This is a genomic window from Pseudomonas sp. 1152_12, assembly GCF_052850675.1.
The window spans coordinates 167,494-184,882 of record NZ_VXCW01000004.1 but is presented as its reverse complement, the minus strand read 5'-3'; the positions used below and the strand labels follow the sequence as shown (position 1 = coordinate 184,882).

At 59.4% G+C, this 17,389-nt stretch carries 13 protein-coding genes, 2 tRNA genes and 2 pseudogenes; 13 read left to right on the top strand and 4 right to left on the bottom strand.

Features of this window, described 5'->3' with window-relative positions; all coding sequences use genetic code 11:
• The first annotated feature begins 76 nt into the window (after positions 1-76).
• The 8 genes and pseudogenes from hfq to FW764_RS08700 all read left to right on the top strand — a co-directional run.
• Positions 77-337, top strand: coding sequence for an RNA chaperone Hfq (hfq, locus tag FW764_RS08735; RefSeq protein WP_083355553.1), 261 nt, complete (start codon positions 77-79; stop codon positions 335-337).
• Positions 338-349: 12 nt separating this feature from the next.
• Positions 350-1,651 carry a ribosome rescue GTPase HflX gene (gene hflX / locus FW764_RS08730; protein ID WP_083355552.1) on the top strand — a complete coding sequence of 434 codons (1,302 nt, stop codon included), beginning with the start codon at positions 350-352 and terminating at the stop codon, positions 1,649-1,651.
• Between the two features lie 96 nt (positions 1,652-1,747).
• Positions 1,748-2,923: an FtsH protease activity modulator HflK gene (gene hflK / locus FW764_RS08725; protein ID WP_446433584.1), complete on the top strand. Its 1,176-nt coding sequence runs from the start codon at positions 1,748-1,750 to the stop codon at positions 2,921-2,923.
• Positions 2,923-3,789: a protease modulator HflC gene (hflC, locus tag FW764_RS08720; protein WP_083355550.1), complete on the top strand. Its 867-nt coding sequence runs from the start codon at positions 2,923-2,925 to the stop codon at positions 3,787-3,789. Before hflK ends, hflC begins: the two co-directional genes overlap by 1 nt.
• A 305-nt stretch (positions 3,790-4,094) precedes the next feature.
• On the top strand, positions 4,095-5,282 hold the full coding sequence (locus tag FW764_RS08715) for an ATP phosphoribosyltransferase regulatory subunit (RefSeq protein WP_446433583.1): 1,188 nt from the start codon (positions 4,095-4,097) through the stop codon (positions 5,280-5,282).
• 54 nt (positions 5,283-5,336) lie between these two features.
• On the top strand, positions 5,337-6,626 hold the full coding sequence (locus FW764_RS08710) for an adenylosuccinate synthase (RefSeq protein ID WP_446433582.1): 1,290 nt from the start codon (positions 5,337-5,339) through the stop codon (positions 6,624-6,626).
• A 112-nt stretch (positions 6,627-6,738) separates the two neighbouring features.
• Positions 6,739-7,794: pseudogene (locus FW764_RS08705) on the top strand (methyl-accepting chemotaxis protein); the annotation flags it as partial.
• A 411-nt stretch (positions 7,795-8,205) separates the two neighbouring features.
• A pseudogene (locus FW764_RS08700) lies at positions 8,206-8,700 on the top strand (methyl-accepting chemotaxis protein); the annotation flags it as partial.
• A gap of 91 nt (positions 8,701-8,791) precedes the next feature.
• Here the strand turns inward: FW764_RS08700 and FW764_RS08695 are convergent.
• The 4 genes from FW764_RS08695 to FW764_RS08680 all read right to left on the bottom strand — a co-directional run bounded on the left by FW764_RS08695 (position 8,792) and on the right by FW764_RS08680 (position 11,853).
• A complete protein-coding gene (locus tag FW764_RS08695) occupies positions 8,792-10,357 on the bottom strand; it encodes an ABC transporter permease (RefSeq protein ID WP_446433581.1) in 1,566 nt (521 codons plus the stop codon).
• The gene (locus FW764_RS08690; RefSeq protein ID WP_446433580.1) at positions 10,357-11,382 is read right to left on the bottom strand and encodes an iron ABC transporter substrate-binding protein; all 1,026 of its coding nucleotides are present in this window, start codon (positions 11,380-11,382) and stop codon (positions 10,357-10,359) included. Before FW764_RS08690 ends, FW764_RS08695 begins: the two co-directional genes overlap by 1 nt.
• 145 nt (positions 11,383-11,527) lie before the next feature.
• Positions 11,528-11,614, bottom strand: a tRNA-Leu gene (locus FW764_RS08685).
• Positions 11,615-11,766: 152 nt separating this feature from the next.
• Positions 11,767-11,853, bottom strand: a tRNA-Leu gene (locus FW764_RS08680).
• 224 nt (positions 11,854-12,077) lie between these two features.
• Here FW764_RS08680 and rnr point away from each other — a divergent pair.
• From rnr to FW764_RS08655, 5 genes are all read left to right on the top strand, one after another.
• Positions 12,078-14,711 (top strand): ribonuclease R, encoded by a 2,634-nt coding sequence (gene rnr / locus FW764_RS08675; RefSeq protein WP_446433579.1) that lies wholly within the window; start codon positions 12,078-12,080, stop codon positions 14,709-14,711.
• Positions 14,708-15,463 (top strand): 23S rRNA (guanosine(2251)-2'-O)-methyltransferase RlmB, encoded by a 756-nt coding sequence (rlmB, locus tag FW764_RS08670; RefSeq protein WP_322212500.1) that lies wholly within the window; start codon positions 14,708-14,710, stop codon positions 15,461-15,463. Before rnr ends, rlmB begins: the two co-directional genes overlap by 4 nt.
• Positions 15,464-15,777: 314 nt before the next feature.
• Positions 15,778-16,200 (top strand): 30S ribosomal protein S6, encoded by a 423-nt coding sequence (gene rpsF / locus FW764_RS08665; RefSeq protein WP_003217491.1) that lies wholly within the window; start codon positions 15,778-15,780, stop codon positions 16,198-16,200.
• A 28-nt stretch (positions 16,201-16,228) separates the two neighbouring features.
• Entirely contained in the window at positions 16,229-16,459 is a 231-nt protein-coding gene (gene rpsR, locus FW764_RS08660) for a 30S ribosomal protein S18 (RefSeq protein WP_002551829.1), read from the top strand.
• A gap of 36 nt (positions 16,460-16,495) precedes the next feature.
• A complete protein-coding gene (locus FW764_RS08655) occupies positions 16,496-17,386 on the top strand; it encodes a hypothetical protein (RefSeq protein ID WP_446433578.1) in 891 nt (296 codons plus the stop codon).
• Positions 17,387-17,389: the final 3 nt, after the last annotated feature.

Below are 17,389 nucleotides of genomic sequence, written 5' to 3'. Positions count from 1 at the left end.
CTATCCTTGGGGGTGTGGCGGCCATAAGCTATCTATTTTCCGAATTTTATTATTGATCCTTAAAGGAGTGCGGCACATGTCAAAAGGGCATTCGCTACAAGACCCTTACTTGAATACTTTACGTAAAGAGAAAGTGGGGGTTTCCATCTACTTGGTCAACGGGATCAAGCTGCAAGGCACGATCGAGTCGTTCGACCAGTTCGTGATCCTGCTGAAAAACACCGTCAGCCAGATGGTTTATAAGCACGCTATCTCGACAGTCGTTCCAGTTCGTCCTATCCGTCTGCCTAGCGCAACTGATACCGAACAGGGTGACGCTGAGCCAGGTAACGCCTGATAGGAGTCTCCTTTGTTCTTTGAGCGCCACGGTGGTGGTGAACGAGTGATCCTCGTTCACTTGGATGGACAGGACCCTGAGGCGCGCGAAGATCCGCAGGAGTTTCAGGAGCTGGCAAATTCGGCCGGCGCCGAGACCGTTGCGTTTTTTAACGTGCCGCGTCATCGGCCAACCGCCAAATACCTGATCGGCAGCGGCAAGGTCGAGGAATTACGCGACCTGGTTCATGCTGAAGAAGCCGATCTGGTGATCTTCAATCACACCCTCACGCCCAGTCAGGAACGTAACCTCGAACGTGTTTTCGAGTGTCGCGTGATCGACCGTACCGGTCTGATTCTCGATATCTTCGCCCAGCGTGCCCGTACCCATGAAGGCAAGCTCCAGGTAGAACTGGCTCAGCTTGACCACATGAGCACCCGGCTGGTTCGTGGCTGGACTCACCTGGAGCGTCAAGGTGGCGGTATCGGCATGCGCGGCCCGGGTGAAACCCAGCTGGAAACCGACAGACGTTTGCTGCGGGTTCGCCTGCGTCAGATCAAGGGCCGCCTGGAAAAGGTGCGCAGTCAGCGCGAGCAATCGCGTCGTGGCCGTATGCGTGCGGACATTCCTACCGTTTCCCTGGTGGGCTATACCAACGCTGGCAAATCCACACTGTTCAATAATGTGACGAAGTCGGACGTATACGCGGCCGACCAACTGTTTGCCACCCTCGACCCGACCTTGCGCCGTCTCGAACTGGACGACCTGGGGCCGATTGTCCTGGCCGACACCGTGGGTTTCATTCGTCACCTGCCTCACAAGCTGGTCGAGGCGTTTCGGTCTACGCTCGAAGAGTCGAGCAACTCCGACCTGCTGTTGCACGTGATCGATGCGGCTGAACCGGATCGCATGTTGCAGATTGAACAGGTGATGGTGGTACTGGGCGAGATTGGTGCGCAGGACTTGCCGATCCTCGAGGTCTATAACAAACTCGATTTGCTTGAAGGCGTTGAGCCACAAATCCAGCGCGACGAAGATGGTAAGCCTCAGCGGGTATGGCTGTCGGCGCGTGACGGCAGTGGTTTGGAATTGCTTGAACAAGCCATTGCCGAGTTGCTGGGCAGTGATTTGTTTGTGGGCACCTTGCGCTTGCCGCAGCGTTTTGCTCGACTGCGTGCACAGTTTTTCGAGCTGGGCGCAGTACAGAAAGAAGAGTACGACGAAGAAGGTGTCAGCTTGCTGGCCGTTCGATTGCCGCGCTCGGAGCTGAATCGGCTGGTCAGTCGTGAAGGTGTGGTGCCGACGGAGTTCATCGAACAACACACTTTGCAATAAAAGCCTCCTAAAGCGGTTGTGCCGCGGCAGCAGGCATTCTGTAGCATTGGTCGGCGCGCCGTGGGTGCGTCTTTGCTTTATCAGATGGAGAGCGCTATGGCTTGGAATGAGCCGGGTGGCAACTCGAATAATCAGGATCCTTGGGGTGGTAAACGCCGCAATAATGGCGACCGCAAGGGGCCACCAGATCTCGACGAGGCCTTCCGAAAGCTGCAGGAAAGCCTGAATGGGTTGTTCGGTGGTGGGAAAAAACGTGGTGGTGACGACGGCGGTCGCACAAGCAAGGGCGGTGGCTATGGCCTGCTGGGCCTGGGTCTTGTCGTGCTCGCAGCCGTGTGGCTGTACAGTGCGGTTTATGTAGTTGACGAGCAGGAGCAAGCCGTAGTGCTGCGCTTCGGCAAGTACTACGAGACTGTCGGCCCGGGCCTGAACATCTACTTCCCCCCGATCGACAAGAAGTACATGGAGAACGTCACGCGTGAGCGTGCCTACACCAAGCAGGGCCAGATGCTGACCGAAGACGAGAACATCGTCGAAGTGCCGCTGACCGTGCAGTACAAGATCAGCAATCTTCAGGATTTCGTGCTGAACGTCGATCAACCTGAAATCAGTCTGCAGCAGGCGACTGAAAGCGCCCTGCGCCATGTCGTGGGTTCCACTGCCATGGACCAGGTGCTGACCGAAGGTCGTGAGTTGATGGCCAGCGAGATCAAGGAACGTCTGCAACGGTTCCTCGACACCTATCGCACCGGTATCACCGTTACTCAGGTCAACATACAGAGCGCAGCCGCACCGCGCGAAGTGCAGGAAGCCTTTGATGACGTGATCCGTGCCCGTGAAGACGAGCAGCGTTCGCGCAACCAGGCTGAAACCTACGCCAACGGCGTCGTGCCGGAAGCTCGTGGTCAGGCCCAGCGCATCCTTGAAGATGCCAACGGTTACCGCGACGAAGTGGTCTCGCGCGCCAAGGGTGAGGCTGATCGCTTTACCAAGCTGGTTGCCGAGTACCGCAAGGCGCCGGAAGTCACGCGTGAGCGTCTGTACCTGGATACCATGCAGGAAGTCTTCAGCAACACCAGCAAGGTTCTCGTGACCGGCAGCAAAGGCGGGCAGAACAACCTGCTGTACCTGCCGCTGGACAAGATGATCGAAGGTGGTCGTAGCAGCACCAGCGCACCGTCCTCCGGTTCGACTAATGCTGCCAACGAAGCAAGCGCCCGTGCGGCCGCTGACTTGCTGCAACAGCAAACACGTACCAGGGAGAGTCGTTGATGAGCAATAAATCGCTGACCGCCCTGATTGTGGGCGTCGTCGTGGTCATCGCTGCCTGGAACTGCTTCTACATCGTGTCTCAGACCGAGCGCGCGGTGTTGCTGCAATTCGGTCGTGTGGTCCAGGCGGATGTCCAGCCGGGCCTGCATGTGAAAGTCCCCTACGTGAACCAGGTGCGCAAGTTTGACGCCCGCCTGATGACCCTGGATGCACCGACACAGCGCTTCCTGACCCTGGAAAAGAAAGCCGTGATGGTTGACGCCTATGCCAAGTGGCGCGTCAAGGATGCCGAGCGCTTCTACACCGCGACTTCCGGCCTCAAGCAGATTGCCGACGAGCGTTTGTCGCGCCGTCTGGAATCGGGCCTGCGTGACCAGTTTGGTAAACGCACCCTGCACGAGGTGGTATCCGGTGAGCGTGATGCGCTGATGGCTGACATCACGCGTTCGCTGAACATCATGGCTGAGAAAGAGCTGGGCATCGAAGTTGTCGATGTTCGGGTCAAGGCGATCGACCTGCCCAAGGAAGTGAACCGCAGCGTGTTCGAGCGTATGAGCACCGAGCGTGAGCGTGAAGCCCGTGAGCACCGCGCCAAGGGTAACGAGCTGGCTGAAGGTATCCGTGCGGATGCCGACCGTCAGCGCCGTGTACTGCTGGCAGAAGCTTATCGCGAGTCTGAAGAGGCCCGTGGTGATGGTGATGCTCAAGCGGCGTCGATTTACGCCAAGGCTTACGGCCAGGACCAAGAGTTCTACGCGTTCTACCGTAGCCTGCGCGCTTACCGCGAAAGTTTCGCGAACAAAACCGACGTCATGGTGCTGGACCCAAGCAGCGACTTCTTCCGCTACCTGGAAAAGTCCAAGTAACCAGCCGCTGATTCTGTAGGGCTCACTCCGTCTGGCGGCTAAAATGCCTGGCGGGGTGATCCTTTCAGAAAACGGGTGTATGATGCGGCAGCCGGGAAATTCCCGGCTTTTTTGCGTCTGCATGTTTGATTGTTGTTTTGCGCCGCAGACGCCACAGATTTTTCGAGGAAAGTGCCCGACGAGGCCGCTAGCAGGCCATATCGTCACGTCGTTCTTGCGCGTTGTTTATGCAGGAGCCGGGTATTTTCTGCTTCACTCAAGGCTCGGCCGAGGGCTGGCCGCCCGGATCATAGGGGAATGGCGTAATGGCAACGGTAGACCGCTGGCTGCTGCCAGATGGCATCGAAGAAGTACTGCCACCAGAAGCTGCGCGCATTGAAGTAGCGCGTCGCCAGGTGTTGGATCTGTTCCAGAGCTGGGGTTACGAGTTTGTCGTGACCCCGCATATCGAGTACCTGGAATCCCTGCTGACCGGCGCGGGCCAGGACTTGGATCTGCGCACCTTCAAGGTCATTGACCCGCAATCGGGCCGGCAAATGGGCTTTCGGGCCGACATCACGCCGCAAGTGGCGCGTATTGATGCGCACACCTTGCGCCGCGAAGGCCCGAGCCGCCTGTGCTACGCCGGCAGCGTACTGCATGCCCAGCCGCGCGCCTTGTCGTCTTCGCGTAGCCCGATCCAACTGGGCGCCGAGTTGTACGGTGATGCCAGCCCGAGCAGCGACGTAGAGGTGATCAGCTTGATGCTGGCCATGCTGCAGCTGGCTGATGTGCCGGATGTGCACATGGACCTGGGCCACGTCGGTATCTACCGCGGCCTGGCCCGCGCGGCCGGTTTGTCCGGTGAAGTGGAGCAACAGTTGTTCGACGCCCTGCAACGCAAGGCAATCGATGAAGTCATCGCCCTGACCGAAGGCGTACCTGCTGACCTCGCCGACATGCTGCGCGCGCTGGTTAACCTGTGCGGTGGTCGTGAAGTGCTGGTGGCTGCCCGTGAGCGCCTGGCCAATGCACCGGCGCCAGTGCTGGCGGCGCTGGATGACCTGCTGGCGATTGCCGAGCGATTGTCGGCGCGGTTCCCGCAATTGCCGCTGTATTTTGACCTGGGTGAATTGCGCGGCTACCACTACCACACCGGTGTGGTGTTCGCCGTGTTTGTTCCGGGTGTTGGCCAGGCTATCGCCCAGGGTGGTCGTTATGACGATATCGGCGCCGACTTCGGTCGCGCACGCCCGGCGACCGGCTTTTCCACCGATTTGAAAACCCTGGTGACCCTGGGGCGTGCTGAGGTCGAGCTGCCGTCTGGTGGTGTCTGGATGCCCGACAGCACGGACGCAGCACTCTGGCAGCAGGTTTGCCAGTTGCGCAGTGAGGGTCAGCGTGTCGTCCAGGCTCTGCCTGGGCAGCCATTGGCCGCCGCCCGTGAAGCGGACTGCGACCGGCAATTGATTCTGCAGAACGGGCTTTGGCAAGTTTCGCCACTGGCTTCTTGAGTTTTCCTGCCGGCCATCGCCGGCACCAAGTTTGCGCGAATGAGGACAAGTGTTATGGGTAAGAATGTCGTAGTCCTGGGCACCCAATGGGGTGATGAGGGCAAAGGCAAGATCGTTGATCTGCTGACCGAACATGCTGCCGCCGTAGTGCGCTACCAAGGTGGCCACAACGCTGGCCACACCCTGGTCATCGATGGCGAAAAAACCGTCTTGCACCTGATTCCGTCGGGCGTGCTGCGCGAAGGCGTGCAGTGCCTGATCGGCAACGGCGTGGTGGTTGCACCTGACGCTCTGCTGCGTGAGATCACCAAGCTGGAAGAGAAAGGCGTACCGGTGCGCGAGCGCCTGCGTATCAGCCCGTCCTGCCCGCTGATCCTGTCCTTCCACGTCGCGCTGGATCAGGCCCGTGAAAAGGCCCGTGGCGAGCTGAAGATCGGTACTACCGGTCGTGGCATCGGCCCGGCGTACGAAGACAAGGTTGCACGTCGTGGCCTGCGTGTGGGCGACCTGCTCAACATGCCGCGCTTTGCAGACAAGCTGCGTGAATTGGTGGATTACCACAACTTCATGCTGGTGGGTTACTACAAAGAACCGGCCATCGAGTTTGAAAAGACCCTGGCTGAGTGCAAAGAATACGCTGAACTGCTCAAGCCGCTGATGCTGGATGTGACTGCCGAGCTGCACGACCTGCGTCGCGCTGGCAAAGACATCATGTTCGAAGGTGCCCAAGGTTCGTTGCTCGACATCGACCACGGCACTTACCCATACGTGACCAGCTCTAACACCACCGCCGGTGGCGTTGCTACCGGTTCGGGCGTTGGTCCTATGTTCCTGGACTACATCCTGGGCATCACCAAGGCTTACACCACGCGCGTAGGTTCGGGTCCGTTCCCGACTGAGCTGTTCGACGAAGTCGGTGCGCACCTGGCCAAGCAAGGTCACGAGTTTGGCGCGACCACTGGCCGTGCGCGTCGTTGTGGTTGGTTTGACGCCGTTATCCTGCGTCGCGCAATCGATGTGAACAGCATCTCGGGCATCTGCCTGACCAAGCTGGACGTGCTCGACGGTCTGGAAACCATCAACATCTGCGTCGGCTACAAAGATGCAGACGGTAAGGACGTTGCTCCGACCGACGCTGACAGCTACGTGGGCCTGCAGCCTGTGTACGAAGAAGTGCCGGGCTGGAGCGAATCGACCGTGGGTGCCAAAACCCTGGAAGAGCTGCCGGCCAACGCCCGTGCTTACATCAAGCGCGTTGAAGAGCTGATCGGCGCGCCAATCGACATTATTTCGACGGGCCCGGACCGCAACGAGACCATCGTTCTGCGTCACCCGTTCGCTTAATAAGCTGTTGATGTAAAAAGCAAAGGGCTCCTTCGGGAGCCCTTTGTCGTCTCCGCCTGGTAAACGGCACGACCTTTGCTATGGTTCTTTCTTTCGCGGTGCTATCAAATTAATGGCACCCGTGATGGAGGGATTCCCAGTGTCTGCCGTTCTCTCATTGTTACAAAGCCGACTGTTGCGACCGGTGTTCGTTACCCTAGGTATCGCTCTTTTGGTGCAAGTGCTGGTGGCCGTCGCCCTGACGCGAAGCACGGTCACTGCATTGGAAGCTGATTTGGGCAGTCGCCTGGGTATAGACAGCCAGAAGCTGTCTGGCGAGCTGGCGCAAGCTGGCAAGGAAGTGACATCCAGTCTGGACAGCTTGTCTTCCAGTACACGCCAGCGTCTGACCGCCGGGCTTTCCACACGTCTGCAGGAAGAGCAGAAGCAGCTGCGTGCGACCCTGGAAAAAGACCTGCAAGACTCTGCCAACGACATGGCACAACTGCTGGCCTCGGTGGCGCCGCGTGCCATGTGGGACAGCGACGTGCCGGCGCTGTCGGAGTTTGCTCGGCGTGCCCAGCGCAATCCCGGCGTATTGTTCGTGGTGTATGACGACGCGGCCGGGGTGCATCTGACGCGTTATCTGAACCGTGACAACCCGATCAACCAGGCGTTGCTCGCGAAGGGGCAGGGAGACCGTGCCCTGGATAAAGTCTTGGATGCGGCAAAAAATGATCCTTCCGTGTTCTATGTCGAAGCGTCCATCAGCCCCAACGGCGTCGAGATCGGCAAAGTCCGCATGGGAGTTTCGACCGCGGCGGTAGAGATCGACTTGGCTGCACTGGATAAGCGTTTTGCCACACTGATCGCCAGCAGCGATCAGTTGGTGGGCGATAGCCTTAAGGGGGCTGCCGCAGATAGCGCGGCGGCCATGGGCGCGCGCCTGCAGTCTGCGCAAGCCACCGCCACGCAGATGACTGCTAACACCGCCGGCGCCGTGCAAGAGGCGGCGGGCACGTTGCGTTGGCGCATTGGCATGGGGCTCGCGGCGGTAGGCTTCGGCGTATTGTTGCTGATCGCTATTGTGCTGGGGCGCCGTGTGGTCAATCGCCTGAAGTTGCTGATTGCAGCCATGGATGATCTGGCGGCGGGCGAAGGCGACCTCACCAAGCGTGTGCAGATCAGCAGCAAGGACGAAATCGGCGACATGGCCTCGGCGGTCAATCGCTTTGTGGATAAGTTGCAGCCGATCGTGCGCGAGGCAGGTGACGTGGCTCAGCGTACCGGCGTGGAAATCGGCGCCATGACCTTGCGCAATGCCGGGGCCGACAAGGCTGCCGGTTTGCAGCGTGATGAGGTGGCTGAGAGCCTGCGCGCGTTGTCGCAAATGGCGGACGAGGCTCAGGCCGAAAGTCATGCGATGCAAGCAGCGTTGCAACAAGTGGTGGAAATCCGCCAGGCGACGGATGAAAACTCGCGCACTTCAGCGCAGGTCGGCAGCTTGATCGAAGCGTTGGCGGGGCAGGTGCAGGCGGGTTCTCAGGTTATTGAGCGCCTGGCGCAGCAAAGTGAACAAATTGAAGTGGTGCTGACGGTGATTCACGGCATTGCCGAGCAGACCAACTTGCTGGCGCTTAACGCAGCGATCGAAGCCGCGCGTGCCGGTGAGACCGGGCGTGGCTTCGCGGTAGTGGCCGACGAGGTGCGTGCCCTGGCCAGCAAAACCCAGAGTTCCACAGGTGATATTCAAGCGCATATTGTGGCGCTGCAGCAGGGCGCACGTGAGGCGGTAGAAACCATCGGCAAGGCGGGGCGTCAGGCGAGCGAAGGCTTGCTGGTGCTGCGCGACAGCGTGCGCCTGCAGCAGACGGTGCAGGCTTCGGTGGAGCAGGTGCATGCGGCGATTGGTTTGGCGACGCGCGCCGCTGAGCATCAGGCCCAGGGTGCGCATGCGGTGCGTGGGCGGGTCGAGGTGATCCACGCGCAGGCCGAGCGTGCTGCGCAAGCGGTGGTAGAAACCACGGCCAGTGGCAAGGTGCTGGATGGCTTGGCGGCGCAGTTGAAGGCGAGCCTGGGGCAGTTCAGGGCTTGATGTCGCCTGGGAGGGCCCTTTCGCGAGCAAGCCCGCTCCCACATTGGAATGCGTTTCAAATGTGGGAGCGGGCTTGCTCGCGAAAGCTATTTCAGCGGCTCAGATACATCCGAGTCGTAAGCAGATACACCGGCAACCCCGACACTAGAATCAACAGCGCCGCGTACGGCGCCGCTGCCGCGAACTCCACATTCGAGGTATGCGCCCACACGGCGGTGGCCAGGGTGTTCAGCCCGGTTGGGCTGAGCAGTAACGTCGCCGTCAATTCCTTCATCGCATCCAGAAACACCAGCGCAAATGCCGCGCCCAGTGCCGGGAAGATAATCGGCAAGGTCACCCGGCAAAACGCGCTGAACGACGATGCGCCCAGCGTGCGCGCCGCCTCTTCCAGCTGCGGCGCGGCCTTGTTCAAGGCGGTGCGAATCGGCGCCTGGGCCAGTGGCAGGAACAGCAGTGCATAAGCGATCAGCAGCAATGCCGACGTCTGATACAGCGCCGGTACATAGTGCAGCGCGAAGTACACCAGCGTCAGTGCAATCACCAAGCCGGGCAGGGCATGCAGCAGATACGGCAGGCGCTCGGCCCAGATCGCCAAGTGGCCTTTGTAACGCACCACCAACAGCCCAACCGGCACGGCCAACACCAGGCACAGCGCCGCGCCACCTAAGGACAGTGTCAGCGAAGACAGCAGCGCCTCAGCAATTTCGGCCACGGGAAATGCCGCTGACGAACCCACTGCCAGCCAATACCCGAGCATGCCCAGCGGAATGCCGCTGCCAATAATCGCCAGTGCCAGGCAATACAGTTGACCCAGTGGCGCCCACTTGCCCAACTTGACCTGTTCCGCATGCCGCGCCGCGCCTTGGCCGATGCGCACATGGCGGCCCTTGCCGCGTGCGCGCAGCTCCAGCCACAGCAGCGTCAGGCACATCACCAGCAATACCGCCGAGAGCATAGCGGCATTAGCATTGCTGAATTCCAGTTCGAATTGTTGATAGATGGCAGTGGTGAACGTCTGCAGGCCGATGATCGACAACGCGCCGAACTCCACCAGCATGTGTAGAGCAATCAGCAGCGCCCCGGCCAATAGCGAAGGCCACAGTAAGGGCAGTGTGATGCTAAAAAATACGCCCCAACGATTTAGCCCCAAGGTGCGAGCTGATTCTTCCAGGGACGGGTCAAGATTGCGCAGGGTTGCTGCCACCGGCAGAAACACCAGCGGGTACTTGGACAGGGTCATCACCAGAATTGCCCCGGCCAATCCTTCAAAGTTGGCGCTCAGCGACACCCAGGTAAAGCTGCTGACAAACGCAGGCACCGCAAACGGCAGGCACAGGATCACGCCCCAGATGCGCCGGCCCGGCAGGTTGCTGCGTTCCAGCAGCCAGGCCAGGGACAGGCCGATCACGCCGCAGGCCACCGTCACGCCAATCATCAGCGCCAGGGTGTTGCGCAGCAGCCCGAATACATAGGGCCGCCATAACAAGTGCACCGCCTCCGCCCAGCCCGCCTGCCAGGCCTTGGTCGCGACATAGATCAGCGGCAGCAGGCTCAGACCAACCAGCAACAGAACGGGAATCAGCAGCCAGATCGACGGGCGCTTGCGCCGTGGGCTGAAACCCCCGCGCACGGCGGAGGCAGGAAGCGATGGGTTCATCAGTTCAAGCCAACGTCACGTTCCAGGTCCAGGGCTTCCTCGGCGTTGCCAAGGTCGGCAGGGGTGACTTTCGGCGGTTGCAGTTCGCTAAAAGGCTTGAGGCCTCGGTTGGATTCCATGCCCTTGCGAAGCGGGTATTCGGCCGAGGTGTTGGTGATCACGCGCTGGCCTTCTTCACTGGTCATGAAGGCGAGCAGTTGTTGCGCTTCTTTGGGGTGCTTGCTGGATTTCAGCGCGGCAGCGGAAGACACGGTGATCAGGCCGCCAGCATCGCCATCGGTGAAGTAATGCAGTCTCGAATCCAGGTTGGTTTTTTCTTTCTTCAGGGCGAACCAGTAGTAGTTGTTCACTAGCACGGTGGCGACTTCGCCGTTTTCCACAGCTTTGAGGGCGACCATGTTATTGCTGTAGACCTTACCGAAGGCGCGCAGGCCCGTCAGCCATTCTTCAGCGGCTTCACGCCCGTGCAACTTGATGATCGCCACGGCTTGTTCCTGGAAGGCGCCGCTGGTGGGTACGAAGCCGACTTTGCCTTGCCACTCAGGACTGGCGAAATCGAGTACCGATTTGGGCAGGTCTTTTTCGGCGATCAGTTTGGGGTTGAACGCCACGACGCGGGTGCGTGCGGTGACGCCCATCCAGTCGCCGTTACTGCCGACATAATCCTTGGGCAAGACGTCGAGGGTGCTGGCATCGATCTTGGCCAGCAGGCCTTGTTCGCCGAGCTTGTTCAGCGGCGGCGATTCTTCGGTATAGATCACGTCGGCGGGGGAGCGGTCGCCTTCTTCAGCGACCTGGCTGGCCAACTGGTTGCTGCTGCCTTTGCGCACATTGACGTGAATGCCGGTCTTGGCCTCGAAGGCTTTGGCGAGTTCGTCGCCGACTTCCTTGTGCTGGCCGTTGTACAGGGTCAGTGACACCTTATCGGCGCAGTAGGCGGCGGGCGAGAGCAGGGTCAGGCCGAGCAGCGTGATGGAAAGGCCACGCAGAAGGGATGTTTTGAGACGGATATCGTGGGTCATCATCCGAGTTGTTCCTCGCTTGTATGCAACAAATCATTGCAAGGATAAACGATAAAACTTCTCAAGTACGGATAAGGGAGGAAATCGCCGGGCAGGTTTTCAAACCCCAGAAACGATAAAACCCGCTTTCGCGGGTTTTATCTGAATTTGGTGCCCAGGAGAAGACTCGAACTTCCACGACCTTGCGATCACCAGCACCTGAAGCTGGCGTGTCTACCAATTTCACCACCTGGGCATTATCAACAACGCTTACGCCGTTGATGGAGCGAACTATACGGAGGGCTTTTTGATCTGTAAACCCCTGATTCAAAAATATAAATCAAGATTCTTGTTAAAAATCAAAGGCCTGAAACGAAAAAACCCGCTTTCGCGGGTTTTATCTGAATTTGGTGCCCAGGAGAAGACTCGAACTTCCACGACCTTGCGATCACCAGCACCTGAAGCTGGCGTGTCTACCAATTTCACCACCTGGGCAGCATCAACAACGTTGCCGTCGTCGATGGCGCGCACTATACGGAGGCGATTTTAAGCTGTAAAGCCCTGCTATGAAAAAAGTCTGGAAAATTTCGCCAATGGTCGTGCAAGGTGCATTCCGAGGGCGACAAAGGTCTTTTAAGCGCTTGTTGATGCCTGAAATTTCCCGTTTCAATACGCGTATGCCAAACTAACCCACATATAGACAAGGTGAAAACTCTCTAATGGCCGATTGGCAGTCCCTCGATCCCGAGGCCGCTCGTGAAGCGGAAAAATATGAAAACCCTATTCCTAGCCGCGAACTGATCCTGGCGCATCTCGCCGATCGTGGTTCGCCTGCTAGCCGTGAGCAACTGGTTGAGGAGTTCGGTCTGACCACCGAAGACCAGCTCGAAGCCCTGCGCCGCCGTTTGCGTGCCATGGAGCGCGATGCTCAACTGATCTACACCCGCCGTGGCACTTACGCACCCGTGGATAAGCTCGACCTGATCCTTGGTCGCATCGCCGGCCACCGTGACGGCTTCGGCTTCCTGATCCCGGACGACGGCAGTGACGACCTGTTCATGAGCCCGGCGCAAATGCGTCTGGTGTTCGATGGTGATCGTGCCCTGGCGCGCGTTTCCGGTCTGGACCGTCGTGGTCGCCGTGAAGGTGTGATCGTCGAAGTGGTGTCGCGTGCTCACGAGTCCATCGTCGGCCGTTACTTCGAAGAGGGCGGCATTGGCTTTGTTGTGCCGGATAACCCGAAGGTCCAGCAGGAAGTGCTGATTACCCCGGGCCGCAATGGCGCCGCCAAGGTCGGCCAGTTCGTCGAGGTGAAAATCACCCACTGGCCAACTGCGCGCTTCCAGCCACAGGGCGATATCGTTGAAGTGGTCGGCAACTACATGGCGCCGGGCATGGAAATTGACGTTGCGCTGCGCACCTACGATATCCCTCACGTCTGGCCTGAGGCTGTGCTCAAAGAAGCCGCCAAGCTCAAGCCGGAAGTGGAAGAGAAAGACAAAGAAAAACGCATCGACCTGCGCCATCTGCCGTTTGTCACCATTGACGGCGAAGATGCCCGCGACTTCGACGATGCGGTCTACTGCGAAGCCAAGCCTGGCAAACTGCGCCTGTTCTCTGGCGGCTGGAAGTTGTTCGTCGCGATTGCCGACGTGTCCAGCTACGTGAAGATCGGTTCGGCGCTGGATAACGAAGCCCAGGTGCGCGGTAACTCCGTGTACTTCCCTGAGCGCGTGATTCCGATGCTGCCTGAGCAGCTATCCAACGGCCTATGCTCCCTGAACCCGAAAGTCGACCGTTTGGCCATGGTGTGCGAGATGACCATCTCCAAAGCCGGCGAAATGACCGACTATCAGTTCTACGAGGCGGTGATCCATTCCCAGGCGCGCCTGACCTACAACAAGGTCAGCACTATCCTGGAACAGCCGAAAACCAGCGAAGCCAAAGCGCTGCGCGGTGAGTATGGCCATGTCGTGCCGCACCTCAAGCAGTTGTACTCGCTGTATAAAGTGTTGCTGGGCGCGCGTCATGTGCGTGGCGCGATCGATTTTGAAACTCAGGAAACCCGAATTGTCTTCGGCTCCGAGCGCAAGATCGCCGCAATCACTCCGACCACGCGTAATGACGCGCACAAGCTGATCGAAGAATGCATGCTGGCGGCCAACGTGGCCACTGCTGAATTCCTGAAAAAGCACGAGATACCTGCGTTGTACCGGGTGCACGACGGCCCGCCGCCGGAGCGTCTGGAGAAGCTGCGCGCGTTCCTCGGCGAGCTTGGCCTGTCCCTGCACAAAGGCAAGGACGGCCCGACGCCGAAGGACTACCAGGCACTGCTTGCGAGCATCAAGGACCGTCCGGATTACCACGTGATCCAGACAGTAATGCTGCGCTCCCTGAGTCAGGCGGTGTACAGCGCTGATAACCAAGGCCACTTCGGTCTGAATTACGAGGCGTACACGCACTTCACTTCGCCGATTCGCCGGTACCCGGACCTGCTCACGCACCGTGCGATCCGCAGCGTGATCCATTCCAAGCAGAACACCCCGCACGTCAAGCGCGCCGGTGCCATGACTATTCCGAAAGCACGGATTTATCCGTACGACGAAGCGGCCCTGGAGCAACTGGGCGAGCAGTGCTCCATGAGTGAGCGCCGTGCCGACGAAGCCACCCGCGACGTGGTGAACTGGCTCAAGTGCGAGTTCATGAAAGACCGCGTGGGCGAGTCGTTCCCTGGCGTCATCACGGCCGTCACCGGCTTTGGTCTTTTCGTTGAGCTGACTGACATCTACGTCGAGGGCCTGGTGCACGTCACCGCCTTGCCGGGTGACTACTACCACTTTGACCCTGTGCATCACCGCCTGGCGGGCGAGCGCAGCGGTCGCAGCTTCCGTCTGGGCGATACCGTGGAAGTGCAGGTCATGCGCGTCGACCTTGACGAGCGCAAGATCGACTTCGGCATGCCTGACAAGCCCACCGAACCGGTCGGCCGTAAAAAGCGTGGCGGCGAGACGACTGCGCCAGCAAGCAAGGGTAAAGGTGCTCCTGCGAAAGCAGCGGCTGCCGAGCCTGCGTCAGCCAAGGCAGGTCGTCGTTCGTCAGCCAAGGACAAGGCCCCTGAAGCCTACCGCCCAAGCGATGCTGCGGCGAAAAACGCCGAGCTGCGCAAGAGCCGCGAGCTGAAGCAGCAGTTGCTCAGCGAAGCCAAGAGCGGTGGTAAAGCGGCGTCTGGGGGAAAGTCCCGCGAGGCGGAAAAGCCGTCGAGCAAGCCGAGTAAGCACCGTAAAGGCCCGCCCAAAGCGGGCTCGGCCCCCGCGAAAAGCGGCGGGTCGCGCAAACCTAAGGCCAAGTCATGAGTCTGGAAAAAATCTACGGCGTGCACGCCGTAGAAGCACTGCTGCGTCACCACCCCAAGCGCGTCAAGCAGGTGTGGTTGGCCGAAGGTCGCAGCGAGCCGCGCGTACAAGCGCTGGTCGAGCTGGCCACCCAAAATAAAGTCGCCATCGGCCAGGCCGAGCGACGCGAAATGGACGTCTGGGTAGAGGGCGTTCACCAAGGCGTGGTAGCGGACGTCAGTCCGAGCCAGGTCTGGGGCGAGGCGATGCTCGACGAGCTGCTCGACCGCACCGAAGGCGCGCCGTTGTTGCTGGTGCTGGACGGCGTGACCGACCCGCACAACCTCGGGGCCTGCCTGCGTTCGGCGGATGCTGCCGGCGCGCTGGCGGTAATCGTGCCTAAAGACAAGTCGGCGACATTGACGCCGGTTGTTCGCAAAGTGGCCTGCGGTGCGGCGGAAGTGATTCCGCTGGTGGCCGTGACCAACTTGGCGCGCACTCTGGAGAAACTCCAGCAGCGCGGGCTGTGGGTCGTGGGTACGGCAGGCGAGGCTGAGGTCAGCATTTATGATCAGGACCTCACCGGCCCGACCATCCTGATCATGGGCGCAGAAGGCAAGGGCATGCGTCGCCTCACCCGTGAGCACTGCGATTACCTGGTGCACTTGCCGATGGCCGGTAGCGTCAGCAGTCTCAACGTTTCAGTCGCAACGGGCGTCTGCCTGTTCGAGGCCCGTCGCCAGCGTGGCGCCAAGGCCAAAGCCAAGAAATAAGGCTTGAGAGCGACGCAAGACCCTGTGGGAGCCGGGCTTGCCCGCGATGGCGGTGTGTCAGTCAGCAGAGATGTTGCCTGTGCCATTGCCATCGCAGGCAAGCCAGCTCCCACATTTGTTTTGTGTTTGCCTTGATTCTGCGTTGTTCAAATAATCACCAATCACCTTGCGCGGTTTCTCCCCCTTCTCTACAATTGCGCCCCTTGCCTTCCTGGCAGGCACCTATGTGCCTCCCTGCGGCAAGGTCCATAAGTGTCATTCACTCCTTGTCTGACCGTTTTTGAGCGGCAGGCTACAACCCGTAAGGAGCATTCATGCGTCATTACGAAATCATCTTTTTGGTCCACCCGGATCAAAGCGAGCAAGTCGGCGGCATGGTTGAGCGTTACACCAAGCTGATCGAAGAAGACGGCGGCAAAATCCACCGTCTGGAAGATTGGGGTCGTCGTCAACTGGCCTACGCAATCAACAATGTTCACAAGGCTCACTACGTGATGCTGAACGTTGAATGCACTGGCAAGGCCCTGGCCGAGCTGGAAGACAACTTCCGCTACAACGATGCAGTGATCCGTAACCTGGTCATCCGTCGCGAAGAAGCCGTTACCGGCCAATCCGAGATGCTCAAGGCTGAAGAAAACCGCAGTGAGCGCCGTGAGCGTCGCGACCGTCCTGAGCACGAAGGCGCTGAAAGCGCTGATAGTGATGACAGCGACAACAGCGATAACGCTGACGAGTAATCCACGGACCTTTTAAGGAGCCTATCAAATGGCACGTTTCTTCCGTCGTCGTAAATTCTGCCGCTTCACCGCTGAAGACGTGAAAGAGATCGATTACAAAGATCTCAACACTCTGAAAGCCTACGTATCCGAGACCGGCAAAATCGTTCCAAGCCGTATCACCGGTACCAAAGCACGTTATCAGCGTCAGCTGGCCACCGCTATCAAGCGCGCCCGCTTCCTGGCCCTGCTGGCCTACACCGACAGCCACGGCCGCTGAGACCGGGCAGTCGACAAGTAGTAAGGGATTGAATGCATGCGCGCCTTAGCTGAGTTCATCATGCGCGGTCGCGTGCAAGCCACTCTGGTAGTGGCTGGATGTGCAGTGTTGCCGTTGTTGTTTTGGTTGGGTGCCGCCGCGGGTTGCCTTGTGCTCCTGCGGCGCGGTTCGGACGCCTTGAGCGTCCTGGGTCTGGGGTTTTTGTCAGTGTTGGTGAGCTGGCATTTCCTGCAAGACCCGACAGCGCTTCTGGTGCTGTTCGGGAGTTGCAGCCTGGCGTTGGTTTTGCGCGCTGGGCATTCCTGGAGTCGCGTGCTGCTGGTCAGCACGGCCGTGGGATTGTTGTGTGCAGTGAGCCTGGGGACCGTTTTCGGTTCCTTCATCGAGTCGTTGGCGCAGACGTTTCAACATGTCTTGCCGCTGGTGATGGGTGAGTCTTACGAGAACTTCTCGGCAGACCAGAAAGCAGCGCTCGCTTCATTGGCAGTTCCTATGTTGATCATTTCGACAGCGGTTTCGGTGCAGATCTTTAGTGTGTTGTGCCTGATCCTTGGGCGCTACTGGCAGGCGTTGTTGTATAACCCCGGCGGTTTCGGAAGCGAGTTTCGCGCAATCCGGATCCCCAAGCGCGTTGCGCTGTCACTGATGGCCGTCATGTGTGTTGCTCCGTTTATCGGGTGGCACGCCTTGATCTTGTTGCCGTTGTGCGGTGTGCCGCTGTTCTTCGCTGGCTTGTCCCTGATTCACGGGCTGGTCGCGCAGAAAAGACTGGCCAGTTTCTGGCTGGTGGGGATCTACGTTACCGTCCTGCCGCTCATGCACTTGATCGGTCCGTTACTCGTGGTCTTGGCCATTGTCGATAGCCTGATTGATTTTCGCGGACGTTCTGCGCCGAAAGACGCCGATAACGCGAACGGTGAAGGTTAAAAG

Coding starts and splice junctions, on each gene's coding strand:
- FW764_RS08715 (WP_446433583.1), top strand. CDS start 4,095: ATGGCAACGGTAGACCGCTGGCTGCTGCCAGATGGCATCGAAGAAGTA.
- rnr (WP_446433579.1), top strand. CDS start 12,078: ATGGCCGATTGGCAGTCCCTCGATCCCGAGGCCGCTCGTGAAGCGGAA.
- rpsF (WP_003217491.1), top strand. CDS start 15,778: ATGCGTCATTACGAAATCATCTTTTTGGTCCACCCGGATCAAAGCGAG.
- hflK (WP_446433584.1), top strand. CDS start 1,748: ATGGCTTGGAATGAGCCGGGTGGCAACTCGAATAATCAGGATCCTTGG.
- FW764_RS08655 (WP_446433578.1), top strand. CDS start 16,496: ATGCGCGCCTTAGCTGAGTTCATCATGCGCGGTCGCGTGCAAGCCACT.
- FW764_RS08695 (WP_446433581.1), bottom strand. CDS start 10,357: ATGAACCCATCGCTTCCTGCCTCCGCCGTGCGCGGGGGTTTCAGCCCA.
- FW764_RS08710 (WP_446433582.1), top strand. CDS start 5,337: ATGGGTAAGAATGTCGTAGTCCTGGGCACCCAATGGGGTGATGAGGGC.
- hflC (WP_083355550.1), top strand. CDS start 2,923: ATGAGCAATAAATCGCTGACCGCCCTGATTGTGGGCGTCGTCGTGGTC.
- rpsR (WP_002551829.1), top strand. CDS start 16,229: ATGGCACGTTTCTTCCGTCGTCGTAAATTCTGCCGCTTCACCGCTGAA.
- FW764_RS08690 (WP_446433580.1), bottom strand. CDS start 11,382: ATGATGACCCACGATATCCGTCTCAAAACATCCCTTCTGCGTGGCCTT.
- rlmB (WP_322212500.1), top strand. CDS start 14,708: ATGAGTCTGGAAAAAATCTACGGCGTGCACGCCGTAGAAGCACTGCTG.
- hfq (WP_083355553.1), top strand. CDS start 77: ATGTCAAAAGGGCATTCGCTACAAGACCCTTACTTGAATACTTTACGT.